General features: G+C 43.0%; 14 protein-coding genes. 4 read left to right on the top strand and 10 right to left on the bottom strand.

Annotated features, from left to right (window positions below; all coding sequences use genetic code 11):
- Positions 1-126 precede the first annotated feature (126 nt).
- The 7 genes from AB1N33_RS16010 to AB1N33_RS15980 all read right to left on the bottom strand — a co-directional run bounded on the left by AB1N33_RS16010 (position 127) and on the right by AB1N33_RS15980 (position 5761).
- A complete protein-coding gene (locus AB1N33_RS16010; protein ID WP_411272573.1) occupies positions 127-1008 on the bottom strand; it encodes a LysR family transcriptional regulator in 882 nt (293 codons plus the stop codon).
- Positions 1009-1020: 12 nt separating this feature from the next.
- Positions 1021-1725, bottom strand: coding sequence for a GNAT family N-acetyltransferase (locus AB1N33_RS16005; RefSeq protein ID WP_411272572.1), 705 nt, complete (start codon positions 1723-1725; stop codon positions 1021-1023).
- A 4-nt stretch (positions 1726-1729) separates the two neighbouring features.
- Positions 1730-2161 (bottom strand): DMT family transporter, encoded by a 432-nt coding sequence (locus AB1N33_RS16000; RefSeq protein WP_411272571.1) that lies wholly within the window; start codon positions 2159-2161, stop codon positions 1730-1732.
- Positions 2162-2163: 2 nt separating this feature from the next.
- The gene (locus AB1N33_RS15995) at positions 2164-2790 is read right to left on the bottom strand and encodes an NAD(P)H-dependent oxidoreductase (protein ID WP_411272570.1); all 627 of its coding nucleotides are present in this window, start codon (positions 2788-2790) and stop codon (positions 2164-2166) included.
- A gap of 2 nt (positions 2791-2792) precedes the next feature.
- On the bottom strand, positions 2793-3797 hold the full coding sequence (locus AB1N33_RS15990) for a cyclase family protein (protein WP_411272569.1): 1005 nt from the start codon (positions 3795-3797) through the stop codon (positions 2793-2795).
- Positions 3794-4444 carry a DsbA family oxidoreductase gene (locus AB1N33_RS15985; protein WP_411272568.1) on the bottom strand — a complete coding sequence of 217 codons (651 nt, stop codon included), beginning with the start codon at positions 4442-4444 and terminating at the stop codon, positions 3794-3796. Before AB1N33_RS15985 ends, AB1N33_RS15990 begins: the two co-directional genes overlap by 4 nt.
- A 90-nt stretch (positions 4445-4534) precedes the next feature.
- Entirely contained in the window at positions 4535-5761 is a 1227-nt protein-coding gene (locus AB1N33_RS15980; RefSeq protein WP_411272567.1) for an EAL domain-containing protein, read from the bottom strand.
- A 238-nt stretch (positions 5762-5999) separates the two neighbouring features.
- Here AB1N33_RS15980 and AB1N33_RS15975 point away from each other — a divergent pair, with 238 nt between their 5' ends.
- From AB1N33_RS15975 to AB1N33_RS15960, 4 genes are all read left to right on the top strand, one after another.
- A complete protein-coding gene (locus AB1N33_RS15975; RefSeq protein WP_411272566.1) occupies positions 6000-6689 on the top strand; it encodes an ABC transporter ATP-binding protein in 690 nt (229 codons plus the stop codon).
- 12 nt (positions 6690-6701) lie between these two features.
- On the top strand, positions 6702-9137 hold the full coding sequence (locus tag AB1N33_RS15970; RefSeq protein WP_411272565.1) for an ABC transporter permease: 2436 nt from the start codon (positions 6702-6704) through the stop codon (positions 9135-9137).
- Between the two features lie 65 nt (positions 9138-9202).
- Positions 9203-9895: a response regulator transcription factor gene (locus tag AB1N33_RS15965; protein ID WP_411272564.1), complete on the top strand. Its 693-nt coding sequence runs from the start codon at positions 9203-9205 to the stop codon at positions 9893-9895.
- Positions 9867-11132 carry a sensor histidine kinase gene (locus tag AB1N33_RS15960; protein WP_411272563.1) on the top strand — a complete coding sequence of 422 codons (1266 nt, stop codon included), beginning with the start codon at positions 9867-9869 and terminating at the stop codon, positions 11130-11132. The genes AB1N33_RS15965 and AB1N33_RS15960 overlap by 29 nt, the downstream gene beginning before the upstream one ends.
- Positions 11133-11184: 52 nt before the next feature.
- On the opposite strand, the gene AB1N33_RS15955 is transcribed toward AB1N33_RS15960, so the two are convergent.
- The 3 genes from AB1N33_RS15955 to AB1N33_RS15945 form a co-directional block, all read right to left on the bottom strand.
- Entirely contained in the window at positions 11185-11973 is a 789-nt protein-coding gene (locus AB1N33_RS15955) for a PhzF family phenazine biosynthesis protein (protein WP_411272562.1), read from the bottom strand.
- Positions 11933-12796, bottom strand: a complete 864-nt coding sequence (locus tag AB1N33_RS15950; protein WP_411272561.1) for a DMT family transporter — start codon at positions 12794-12796, stop codon at positions 11933-11935. Before AB1N33_RS15950 ends, AB1N33_RS15955 begins: the two co-directional genes overlap by 41 nt.
- Before the next feature lie 142 nt (positions 12797-12938).
- On the bottom strand, positions 12939-13892 hold the full coding sequence (locus tag AB1N33_RS15945; RefSeq protein WP_411272560.1) for an NAD(P)-dependent alcohol dehydrogenase: 954 nt from the start codon (positions 13890-13892) through the stop codon (positions 12939-12941).
- Between the last annotated feature and the right edge of the window lie 295 nt (positions 13893-14187).

Below are 14187 nucleotides of genomic sequence, written 5' to 3'. Positions count from 1 at the left end.
GATGCTGTTTTGCTGCAACCTGACTATCAACGATGCCTCAGACTGTAAATCGGAAAAGATGAAATACTTGTGAAACGAAAAGCTATAAACCCAGTTTGTATTCAGCTATGTCGAATTATCTGATTACTACTTACTCCTACCAAGATAACGTGCCAATAATCTTGTTAGATCCTGAATTACAGGTTCATCTACCACTATCTGCCTTACAGCCACTTGCAATGCAACGGTTCGCATTAAGCCATGTTGCAAAGGCAATTTTACCAGGTCGTTATTCTCGGGTAGCTGCAACAACCAACCTGGTAGCCAGGCAAAGCCAAGTTGTTGCTTAACACAGAATACAGCCTCAGAAAGCGATGATACGGTTAAGCGGCTGACACTGCCTAACCAGCCTGAATTAATATTGGCTCGCAGGCCGGCATCGCGAATTACCACTTGTTTGAAGGGTTCTAGCGCCTGCAATTTCATATCGCTATGCTGAACCAACGAGTGAGAGTTATGTGCAACAGCATAAAGTTCAACAGTGGTTGCCAAGGTACCTGTGTAGCCTCGGGGCACAAGACTGGCAATGCCCACATCAACAGTACCGTCCTCAAGCAACTCGGCGCAGCGGGATAAGGTGGTTTCATGTATTTGAATATTTAACTCGGGGTACAGCGTATTCAGATCACTTAAGATTTGTCCAAGAACAGGCTTCGGAAACAAAGTGTCGACCGCCATTTTGAGCGATTGTTGAATTTTCGATTTTTGCGAAATCGCTTCATGCTCAAGATTATCTGCCTGCGTCACCAGAGTTCTTGCCGCAACCAGCAGGCTAGCGCCATAAGAAGTAAGAACCGCTTTTCTACCCACCACATCAAATAGCGGTTTACCAACGACTTGCTCTAACTTCTTTATACTGTGGCTAATTGTCGGTTGCGTTTTAAAAAGTGCATCGCCAGCTTGAGCAAAACCACCGTAGTCCACAACGGCTATAAACGCCCGCCACTGCTCCAGTGAAATTTTGTGCATAGCATCCTCCGTTTATTTCGGTTGATAGATCATCAGCTGACCACAGACTTTGAAGCCGAGTTTTAAGTATAGATTTTGCCCCATTTCCGAGGCTTGCAGGCACGCATACTGAAAACTCTTTTGCTGAGCATAGTTTAGTATGTGTAACATGATTGAGGTTGCATAGCCTTTACCCCGATGTTCTGCAGGTACCGCAATCTGATAGATACCAAGCACACGCTCCGTTTTGTGCAGCAAAGCGGTAGCCACACTTCGGCCATCAACAGCCAGCAGCATCAACTTAACAGAGCTCATTTTGGCTACTTTTTTCAGTACCAGAGTATCTATTGCGTAGCCAAAGCCTTTGCTACAAAGTGCTGAAAATTCATTTATTTGGCTAATAGATTCGCTGGATACCGGCATTAGCGTTGTTTTATAACAGCGGGAAAATGTCGAAGTGGTTAAATCTATGTTCATCAATTGCAAGCCGCCATCGACTTGATAGCGCGCTAACCAGGCTGGCGTCAGTTGCTGCTGTTCTTGGAGCATAACAATCTTTTGCTCTTTTGCCAGTGAGGCGTGTGCAAGCGTGGCAATGGTAACATCAGGCTCAAGTGAATCATGCCATACACGGTGCGGCCAGCTAACAGAATGCCATAATTTTTCTTTGCTTTGAGCTCCATACAGATGCCATAGCGAGATCATATTTTTTATGTTGTGGCTAACTTCAAGCGTCATGCTGTTACCTATTTAATAAAATCAGGCCAACGATCATCGACACGATGCCCGCAAGCTTAATGGGCGTTATCGCTATTTGCGGCAAGCCGAATAAACCGTAATGACTTATCAGTACAGAGAGCAACAATTGCCCGGTCAAAGCGAAAGACATCATGCTACCAACCCCCATCTTAGGGATAAGGTAATAAAAAAGGCCGACCCCAACGGCGCTAAGCACACCGCCAAACCAGAGGAATACCGGGATCGTTTTAATTAACGACTTTGTCGGCCAAGCTGGTGCTATGAAAGTGATTGCCACACTACTAACCAAAGCGCTCATAACGAAGGCGACGACGGTTGCAAACATCGGATTGCGCAACATGACACCAAGTTGGCTATTGATGCCCGCCTGAACAGCTATTAATCCCCCGGCAATGAACGCAAGTAGTATGGCCATGGCTAAATCTCAATAACAAACTCAGCCGCTGGTATTCTTACCTTTGGCTTTTCCGCGCTTTTGTCGGATATACAACGTCTGCCAAGTGCGCAAATAACGGTCGCGCTAAGCTGCTGTTCGGTCAGATTTAACACCTCGTCAAAACCAGCGTGATCAAATCCCGCCATTGGGCAGGCATCCACACCAGCAAGAGCTGCAGCTGTTAGCAAGTTCCCTATAGCAATATGCGCTTGATTTTCAGCCCAATTCGCTAATTGCTCAAATGTCATGGAACACATGACTTCTTTTACATGGCTTGAAAAACCTGCTAATGCACCGGGCTCTAACTTTTGCTGCTGCTCCGCCATCGTGAAGTGCTTATCGATATATTCAGCGTCAATATTGGTTTTAACCGCTAGCACAAACAAATGTGAGCAATCCCTTACTTTGTTTTGCCCCATTGAGTGCGGTAGTAATTTTTCTCGTATCTCTTTTGAGCTAATAACCAACAACCGATAGGGTTGTAAGCCATAAGACGAAGCAGTCAAACGCGTCGCTTCTGTTAGTTCGTTAATCTGTTCGTTGCTAAGGGTATCGTTGTTGAACTGACGCACGGCATAGCGCCAATTTAGAGCATCAAGTATGTTCATTGTTAATCCTCCACTCTATTAATAGGAAATGCGATTGGCCTCATCGGCGCAGCATCCGCGCCACGCAGCTTTATAGGTGCCGCGACAAAAGCAAACTCATAAACCTGGGCTTTTGATAGTGACTCCAGATCCACAAGCTCAAGAATGGGCACCCCCATTTGAGTGAGTAAATAGGTATGTACTGGCACGTAATTGCCGCTAACTTCCGATGGAAATGCTTCGAAACTTAAATTGTCTGCGCCAATGACCATGGCTTGAGCTTCATCAGCAAGATAAATAGCAGCAGCCATACCCAACCCGGGGGAGTTGCTCATGTATGCCTGAGCGTTATTGAAGTTTTGCATGCGGCCGGTACGTATTAACACTACATCACCTGGTTGAATCTGCGTATTCTGTCGGGCTAAGGCTGCTTTGATATCATCTGGTGTTACCCGATAGTTATCAGGCAACATACTGATATTTTTCGCTTTGGGTAAATCCAGCAAAATCCCTCTAGCGACGATTGGGGGCACAGTTTCAGCACCACTTCGTTGCCAGCCCTTATCACCCAGATGCTGATCCGCTGAAAAATGATTATAAATTTTGCCATCCAAGCCGAAATGGCTGAACATATCAATGTGGGTTCCAGTATGGCTGTACATAGAAAATGCACTACCCGAGTAACTGACGTGCTGGTTGACGTCATGCCCCATATTAAGCACGTTATCAACCACAGCACCGCGCGGGGTATGCGTCATCCAGAATTGATAATGTGGATCACCCGCCGCCTGCCAGCTGGGCATGCCAACAAAATACTCAACGGCTAAATCAAACACTTTAGTGGCGTCGATTTTTGTCATAATGCGGGCCTGCGATTCTGCGGTCATCATGTTCAGCCGACCAATCTCATCATGCTCGCCCCAGGGGCTGGTGCCAACAGTCTGCTTAGGAAAATCAGCCGCATAGTTGTAGCCAGATAGCATTACACTTACTGCGGTTAAAGCGGCAACACTAAACTTAGTTTTCATGATACAACCTCCTCTTTAATGGCTGAGGTAAGCTCTGTTACAACGAGATGCTCTAGCTGAGCCAAACTTAATGACTGTGAAATAAGGTTGCGCCCATTGATGAGCAATGTCGGGATACTTTTAATGTCAAAGTAGGCCGCTCTGGCGCGGTCCGCTTCCAATGCGTTGGCATTGTCTGCTGAGTGCAAGATGGCATGGATGCTTTCCAGCGGCAGTCCTAACTTTTGTACAACAACGTCCAGAACCGCTGTCTCCGCAATATTCTGGTTGTGATACAGATGTACTTTTTGTACTGCGTCAAAAAAATCCCAATGCGCATCCTGCCCTGCAATATGCTCTACCGCCTTGCCATAGAGTGCAGCTAAATAACCGTTTGGATAATTGAAACCTGCAGAGCGCATGCCTTCGATATTGATGCTTTCAGGCTCGTCAGCAAACGATTTACAACTCTGCCAATGCTGCAAAATCTCCTGCTTTGCCAGCTCCAATGAACCAAACCTGGCGACCATTTCCTCATCGTTGCGCTGCAAAACAAAGGCACGATGAATCACTTTAACGGGATATTTCGCCGCTATCTTTCGCAAACGGGGAGACAAGACATAACACCAGCCACAAACCGCGTCATGGAAAAATTCGATTTGAATCATATAAACCTCTAACGTTATTCAATTCGAAAAGTCTATGACCAGGGCGGGTGAAAAAATAATGATGAATTTCTGGGATATAGATAGACGAAACTAATCTTCGCCGTTCACAACCGTTGCTTTAGTTTGAAAACTATCAATTTTTTGCGGCCGGCCGTAATAAAAGCCCTGAGCAAGATTAGCACCCAACTGTTTCAACATATTATGTTGTTCGGCAGTCTCTACGCCTTCAATCACTACTATTAAGTTATGATGACTGCAATAATCCAGGATAAGCCGCAGTAGCTCCAGATCGCCGGCATTGGTCATAATACCAGCGGTGAGCACTCTATCTATTTTCAGAATATCTATCGGTAAGTTGCGAAGGTTGCTAAAACATGAATAGCCCTGACCGAAGTCATCAAGTGCTAATTTTATTCCAGCCTTTTTAAGTTCAGCGAGGTTATGCCAGCATCGACTTCCAACCGTTACCGGGCTTAACTCGGTGATTTCAATGATGATGCTGCTGTTGTTAATGCCGGCTTGGGTCAATTCAGCCAGCATCAGCTCAATGAAGTTGTTGTCTGCTAAGGCTTCACCGGCCAAGTTCATCGAGATACTAACATCACCATAACGTGTTTTCAGGCTATTTGCGCTTTGGCAAATAGAGCGCACGAGGTGCAAATCAAATGCTCTGGCATATTGGGATGATTGTAATACGGGGATAAATTCATCTGGCTTAATTTCTCTGCCATCGAAGCGCCAGCGTGCCAGCGCCTCCAGTGATTTGATATTTCCTAGTTTAATGTCAAAAATTGGCTGATAATCAAACACAATCTCATTACACGCAATGGCTTTAGGAAAATTGAATAAATGCTCCATACTCATTTCAAAGTCAAGCAAGATACCGGGAGTTAAGTGGGTTATCAGCAATGGTAGTGCCAAATCTTTTTCAATAGTAAGTGTTGACGCCAGTACTTGCCTGGCAATACTCAAATGCAAACCTTGCTCTTGGTACAAAACACACCAGTAGCTAGTATGGCAAAGCTCGTCGGAAACTTTTCTGAGTACAAGTTGCAGCTGTTCGGTCAATTTTTCAAGGCAATTTGTAACATTGATCATCAGATAAAAGTCACCTTTACCAAGGTAGTATAAATTTTTAACTGACAGACTGTAGCGGATTGACTCTACAAGCATTTCCCGTAGTAGCTCACTTAATTTGCCGTTTAGTGCGAAATCAAAGTAGTTGACACCATAAAAACGCAGAAATACGCCTGCATAACCCTTTTCAAGAGCATTACCCTGAATATGATGTAAGTCTAAGTAGCATTTAACATCCATTTATCTGAGCCATATCGCTGTTTATCTGGTCTTGTTTTAATACCGGAACAGTGAAATAAAAGTGAAGAAAGTCCTTTAATCGCAAAAGCTGTAAAATTCACTTTGTTTTCACAAAAAATTGGTTTTAATAACGGCATGTGTCAAGACCCAAGCTTTGATGCGAAAACAAAAATGTTGTTTACTACTTACTTGATGATTAGCTATTTGCCATATCGGGATATGAATTAGAAGGAAGTGCATGAGCCCAATCAATAAGCTTGAACTGTCGCAAATTTGGAAAAGCTATGGCAGTGCTGCTGAGCGCATTCATGCACTTAGAGACGTGTCTGTAACCATTTCGCCAGGAGGGACGCTTGCGGTTCTAGGGCAACGAAGCTGCGGAAAGACAACCTTGTTAAATATTATCGGCCTGCTCGAATCTCCTAGCCGCGGGTTAATTAAGTATGGAGCGGAAGACCTAACCAACTATTCCAAAGAACAAAGATTGGCGTTCAGACGTGAGAACATCGGCTATGTCTATAGTCAGTTAAAGCCAATACCTTATCTGTCCGTTGAAGAAAACGTCGCTATTGGCTTACGCTACAGACCAGAAAAAATTCACAATATAGATAATAAAATCAACCAGATATTAGTAGAGTTTGATTTGGCGCATAAGCGAAATCTGCACCCGCCAAGGCTGACATTATTTGAACGCTATCAGTTATCTTTAGCAACGGCCATGATCTCAGAGCCAGTAATACTGATAGCCGATGAACCCGGTAATGAACTAGATAGTTCACACAGCGATGAAATTGTACATTTGCTTCATACGCTACAACAAAAGACCAAAACGATACTCGTTTACTCCACGTCAAGTACTAAGCAGGCAGAGTTAGCTGATCAGACCTTACGCCTCAAAGACGGCAGGATCATTGTGAACTCTAATTAGCGGGACTACCTGATGAAATCGTTAAAGTGGGGCCTACTATTTAACAAAAGTCAGGAAGACTTAATGATAGTCGCTGGCTTAACACTAAGTTTTACCTTAGCGCTGTTCCTGATCACTCAACTGTTTCATCAGTTATCTTACGAAAAGTGGCTCGTCGAACATGATAAGGTTTTTCGCGTTCACACTCACTACAGCCTGCCGGATCAAGCAGAGTTTCTTACCGTACGCTCAGCAGGCAATCTTGCGCCGGCAATCTTACTAACTAATCCTGAACTTGTTGCCGCATCAACCCGATTGTTTCACTGGGACGTTACCTTGACAGGGCAATTTGCACGCAAAAAAACCAAAATGCTGCTGGCAGATGCATCATTTCCCAAGGTATTTACACTACCTTTAGTACAAGGTGATATAAAGACAGCATTACAGCAGCCTAATAGTATACTTATCAGCTCTGAGCTTGCCGATAAGCTGTTTGCAAGTCAAAACGTCATAGGACGAAACATCTCTGCCTGCTGCTTTAAAGGTGAAGAAAGGCTATTAACCGTCACCGGTGTTTTAGCAGACGATATTGAAACTCACCTGGATTTAACAAGCATTGTAAGTCTAGACCCAACTGACTTTGAAAATGACAATGGGCTATTAGATAGCTGGCTCAATGTAAACATGTACAGCTATATCAAACTGCATAACGCTGGCGACGCACAAAAACTGCAAGACCAAATAAATAGCTGGCTTACACAAGATAACCCAATCGCTGACAACTTAAATAGTGTGCTAAAACCTGCTACACCTTTCAGGGCTAACCAACTCATCGGGTTAAATCTTATGCCCATAGTGGATATTTATCTGCATGCTAAGGCCGCGGCAGGCCACCTTGGTGATCAAAAGGCACTGGGAAGTATTTTCCAATTCTATCTTATTTTATTTTCAGCAATTGTCGTTGTGTTGATAGGTAGCATCAATAGCATGGTGTTCACAATGACAAAACTTGCTAAAGTAGCGCAGCACATTGCAACAGCGAGATGCCATGGCATGAGCAGCCAGCAAGTATTTGCGTCGCTGTATGTGCGTTGTGCAATGCATATTATGATTGCATTGCTACTCGCTATTCCGCTAGTGCTGATCAGTACAAAACTTCTTGCGTTGCCCCACAATATTTGGGTGATCCAGAACTGGTTATATATCCTTCTAGCGCTTAGTATTTTTGTTGCTGTCTGGGCCGCTGCATTAAGCGCGTACCCATGCCATTTTATATTGAAAAGCCGTATCGCAGACGCCACTAAATCGGTTTCTGCTGGCGCAAAAAACAGACTGATCGCAGGATTTAGTTACTTTTCGTTGTTTCAAATTGCGCTTGCTTTTTCACTGCTGTTCTCTGCATCAGTTATATATTTTCAGTACGAACATTTGCAGACCAGAGAATTAGGCTACGATGCTAATAATGTTGTGATTTTCGATCTGCAACCTTTAGCCAACCAAAGCGCATTCGTAGAAGAACTGCGGGAAAGTTTGTCTGGCATTGAACACACACGTGTGTCCGAACCACCAACAATGGATAATGAAAACTCCAAGCTTTATCAATTACTCGACACGCCAACCATTTTGGCCAAAAGTGAGCAACAGGTCGTCAATTACATTAGTGTTGAACCCAACTTCTTTCAATTTTTCCGAATAAAGTTTTTGCAAGCGCAACACGCTAAAGACAATATTAACTTCTCTGAAGAAGACGTTGTACTTACTAATACAGCACTAAAGCTGTTTGGTATTGTAAATGCCGAGCAAGCGATGGGGCTTCGTTTTAAGGTATTTGCTTTCGATTCAGGGGAATCTTTTGTGCATAGCCGCGCGGTCGTTACGGATTTAGCCTTGCAGTCTGCCTATGAAATGAGTAAACCGGTTATATTTGATTTTGACAATCAACGCTGGCACTACCTTTTAGCCAGAGTGGATAATGAAGAGCAATTACGAAGCCTCAATATGCACTACCAAAAGCACCTTGGTCATGTCGAAGAGACGAGTTTATTACTCAAAACCCTCTTAACGCAGCTTTACTCTGAAGAATGGGTAACGTTCCAGCTTACCGCAAGTTTCGGCTTACTAAGCTTCGGCATGGTCGTTATTGGGATGCTGGCAATTCAAAGTTATATCATGCTTATACGCCAGTCAGAATTCCTGCTTCGCACTATAAACGGCGCAACGGAACTGCAGTTGTTACAAGATCTTTTTTATGAGTTAACCAGTCTTATCCTAAAAGCCTTTCTGGCAGCCGGCCCGGTAATGGCTGTTTTCTGTTATGTCTGGTTGGACAGGTATGCTATGCCTGTAGCTTGGTCTGTCATTGTAAAGAGTTGCGGTTTGACCTTTGTGATGACCTACTCAGTATTAACACTATCATCTTTACTTTGGGCTAAATCTATTTTGATCAACCGTAAAAAAACGAACACATGATTTCACCATCTTTTCACACCATCGCTTTTACGCTGTTTTCAACTTAGAATATAGATGAAACTATTATGAGACTATCCATACTACTGGTTGAAGACAACACCACGCTAGCGAGCACCATAGTTGATTTTTTTACCGCTGAAGGACACGTAGTCGATTTTGCACCTAGTGCTGACCTCGCGTTAAAATTGCTTGGAACTCAGGTGTTCGATATCGCGATTCTAGACCTAACCCTGCCGGGCATGAACGGTTTGGAACTTTGCCATATCATTAAAACGCAACCTGTCATGACAATGCCAGTATTGTTGCTTACGGCACGTGACTCGGTAGATGATATCGTTACAGGATTTAACAGTGGAGCCGATGACTATCTGACTAAACCCTTCGCTATGGAAGAGCTATACGTACGAATCATAGCCCTGTCACGTCGGAACGCGCTGCACCAAAATCATATTATTGACCTTGGCCCATTGGTAGTTGACCGGCGGCGGCATATGTTATTAAGAGAGGGTGTTGAAGTAAAATGTACCCGGATGGGCTTTAATATTGTGAAAATTCTGGCAGAGGCGTACCCTCGTGTCGTTTCACGAACTGAGCTTATTCAAAAGCTATGGGGAAACGATGAGACAGAGTCAGACTCTCTCAGATCACATATGTATCAGCTCAGAAATTGTCTGGATAAGCCCTTTAGTTTTCAGATTTTAAAAACTGTCCATAGCGTAGGTTTTACACTTGAAAATATTACAGTCAATAAAGCGTAGTTTGCCAGCCAAATTGGCCTGCGTTTATTTGTTTTCAATGACAGTTTTTTGCCTTGCGATGGCGCTGATTTGGCACTACGAACACCACAATTTCAATCAACATATTTGGACCGGGATAAGCCATTCTATTGCCCAACATGCACCAGAGAATGGCGGTGAATCTTTAGCTGGCAAATGGCCGGCATGGATAATAATTAGCCCTTATGCAAGACTTCCTGAATCTCGCACGCAGGCCTGCCCAGAAGAAGATGGGATGCTTTATTTATATAACTCAAGTGAACACCGGTTAGTTGGGCACTCAATCGGTAACTCTGAGCAATTTGTCATTATTGATATAAACAAAGCAAATGGTGATTTCAGCCAATACTCAACACCGGTGACGGTGTTACTTTTACTGATGATTTCAATTATCTTCATAATGTTCAGCGTTATGTATTTGATTTACAAATTTCTCTATCCAGCTCGCAACCTCTTACAAACACTATCCGGCTTTAATGTTCACTCACTACCAAAAGCATTTTCAGAACAATACAACCATGATGAGATAGGACAGCTTGCCAGGGTATTTGAGGCTAAAGCACTCAGAATTGAGGCTTTCATTCAACGAGAACATGAATTTACACGTGACGTGAGCCACGAACTTCGCACCTCGAATGCCATAATCAAAAATATCGTGTCTGAACTGCTGCAAAATCCGCAGTTCAATGACAGCATTAAAGAAAAATTGGCCAGTATTCAAAATGCAAATTTTGAATCTGAAAACACTATCGCCACCCTATTACACCTGGCAAGAGAAAATCATATACCACAAGATATTAGTGCTATTAATGTTCTGGCTGTTGTGGAAACTCAGGTCATTCAGCATTGCTATTTACTTGAAGGCAAAGACGTACAAGTTAACGTTGATGTCGATCCCTCTGAGCGAGTTTTGATGCAAAGCGGAGCATTTAAAATCTTGCTGTCAAACCTCATCAGTAATGCATTTCAATATACCCAAACCGGCAGCGTGTCGATTGATTTTCATAACTCAGTGTTATCAGTAACCGACACCGGCATAGGTATCCCCGAAGAGATCAGACTCAACGTCAATCAGCCATTCGTTAAAGGAGGACTGAGCCGGGGATACGGCGTCGGTATGGCGATTGTCCAACGTTTGTGCGATACCTATAAGTTGCGTATACGTATCAGCTCAACAGAACCTCAACACGGGACGAAAGTCGCGGTCTACTTTGATTGAAATACTATGCAATTGCTTTGTCTGAGAAAAGTTTTTTTTAGTCAACGTTTTATTAAGTAATAACGGACTTTGTAATCAAGATGCAGTCGGCTATGACAAACATCCCCTCATCATTGAGAATAAGGTTTACCGAGCAAGCTTTACCTTGACGTACACTAAGCGCTGTCACACATGTGTTGTTCGCCCGAAGGATAGAAAACAGAGCAATACATGAGTTACCATTGACCGGATCTTCAACAATGCCAAGACGTGGCGCAAACATACGCCCAACGTAGCCCCCCTCTGCAGAACATAATGCATAAATAAAAAATGACTCTACATCTGATAAAGATTGCGCTACTTCACCAATAGCCTCGGCACATATATCAGTAACCGCCTGTTCAGTTGAAAGTTGAACCATAAGACGCAGCTTCCCACTGGCGGTTGTCACGCACCACAAACCAATAGCCGATGCAAAATGTTGTCTCAAACGAAGATCAATGACATTTTGTAGCTTTGCGGTTTCAATCTGTGTTACCTGTAGCAGGATATTGTCATCCTCTGAACAAAATGAAACAAGACTATCTCCAAAGTAAAAACCCGATGCCATCTTTTCTAGTTTTAAAACATAGCACGCGGCAATTGTCGCATGAAGACAGGAAAACATTTCACACACAGGAGAAAAGATTTTCAACCGAAGAGCATCTCCATCAGCGCAAATAAAAGCCGTCTCTGATACAGCTTCAGCGGCAGCTATCATTTGCATTACTGACGGTGCTATTGACTCACGTGATAAATACACTATGCATGGGTTGCCAGAGTTAGCTTCTTTTGAAAATACGGAAATATGATAACGATTCAAGATGTTTGTCTCTTAATATAGACGTCAATAATATGATCCCTGCACCTATGAAGGTGCTGGTTGTAATAGCCTGATTTAACAGCAACATACCAAGTAAGCTTGAGAAGATAATCCTCGAGTAATCCACCGGCAAAATTTTTGACGCCGGCGCAAGCGAAAAGGCTTTAGCCATAAGCGTTTGCGATACATAAAATGCGACGCCTATCGCAATCAAAAACATCAACTGACCAAATGAAGGGCTAACCCAGTCGCCAACAGCCAACAGTGCAGCAATGGGCAACATAATAAAATAAGACACAAACAGGATATCCCGCGGTGTTTCTGTATCAGACAAACTTTTAACAGAAACATAAGCAACGCCTGTCATAAAAGCACCAAATAACGATGCTGCATACCCTAACAGATCACCTTGGGCACTAAAGCCTGTGATTACCAGCACCCCAATAAAACCACCTAACAGTTTCAAAAACAGTGATAAAGTAAATTGCTCCTTTAAGAAAAATATACTTAGAAAGGAGCCAAAAATAGGCGCAAGAAACGTTATCGCAACAGAGTCCGCAACTGGGATTTTCGTTACAGAATAAAATATGCTTAACCCGCCAAACAACGTCGCACTAGCGCGCACCAAGTGAGCTTTCCAGCGCCGTAACGACTTGCGGTTAAATCCGATACTGGACGAGAATAATAACGAAATCGCAAAACCGATTAGATTGCGAAATAAAAACATTACCGTAACAGCGACAGAGGAGCTCAGGTAGGAAACCAAAATCCAGACAATAGTCTGAGATAGACCATATCCAATCATGTACAAATAAGGTTTCATCTGTTACTCCGGTTAAATAGCATGCAGATAATGTGTCTGCAATGGTGTGAATTTATCGCGTGGCGACATTAAAAAAAATGAATTTAATTTTTAGGTATGCAATAAAAAGATCATGTTCATTTAAGCGATTATCTTGATACAACTAACCTAACTTGATCAGTAAAACACCTGATTTTCCCTGTCGCATAACCTTTTCATAAGCTGCACGATAGTCGTTATAGCGGTATGTCGAATCAATAAAAGGGATATAAACGCCATCCGACATTAGTTGACCAAGCCTTGCCAAATCTTCCTGAGAATTTTGTGCTACGCCTATAATCAGTCTTTTACTACTGATTAAAGACAAAACCTTGCTGATAAAAACCAGCTTTAACGACACCGCGGTAGTTATCAACTCTCCGTGCTCAGATAGTGCCTTTAACGCGCTTGAAACATTCAATTTTCCCGTAGCGTCAAAGATAAGATCATATTTTTGCTCTGAGCCAGCCCCGTCAAAAGAGCCTGACTTTTTAATATTATCAACGCAGTCAATTGGACCATGAAACTTCAGCAGGCTATTGGTTTTATCTGATAATATTTGATATGCCGCATTGCCTACTGATGAGTCGATACCATACACCAAGGCCTTTTTTATTATGTTCTGAACACTTAATCGTTTTAAAAAATAGATGGCACTTAGGCCACCAAACAGCCCGGCACAGGCCTGTTCTGTGCTGACACTACAAGGGATGTGTTGCACCAGCGAGTCCCGCTCAACGATAAGGTACTGGCTGTGCGTGCAAAACGTATCGGGCCTTAAGCCATATACATTGTCGCCTGGTGCAAAGTCTTTAACTTCACCGCCGACATTAACTAGCCGGCCGCTAAAGTCTAATCCCAAGGTTTTAATGCGAGACGGTTTTCTTAACCCGTTAAAGAGCCTGACTAACCAGGGTTTGCCTTTTAGCATTTTAATATCAGCGGAGTTAACCGCAGAAAACTCAACCTTTATTAATAATTCTGAAGGCTTGAGCGAAGGCAAAGTGCAGTTTTCCAATACAAGCTCGTTGGCATTGCCATAATTTGCGTATGTCCAACGTTGGTAGGTTCTTGTCAATTTTATATTCCGCTATATCTGCCCTTTATATAGCAAGAATTCTAAACGCCTTAATGTGAAATACTTGTGATTGTTCGTTCAGATAAATGATTGCAGCTTTTAGTTTGACGTTTTTCAAGTATTAATTGGCCCGGAGTCGGTTTCACAATATTTTCACCGTAAACCCTACATAGTTGGCTAACACGCTTAACTGAAATATATCTGAAATAACTGAGGGAAAAGTGCGACTTATCATTCTAATCTTAATTCTTACAAGTAGTTGTGTTTCAGCTCATGAAAAAGAAGGTTCATATTT

Source organism: Alteromonas nitratireducens (genome assembly GCF_040812025.1).
GTDB lineage: Bacteria > Pseudomonadota > Gammaproteobacteria > Enterobacterales > Alteromonadaceae > Alteromonas > Alteromonas nitratireducens.
Note: the sequence above shows the minus strand (reverse complement) of the source record. Positions and strands in the feature narration are given on the sequence as shown.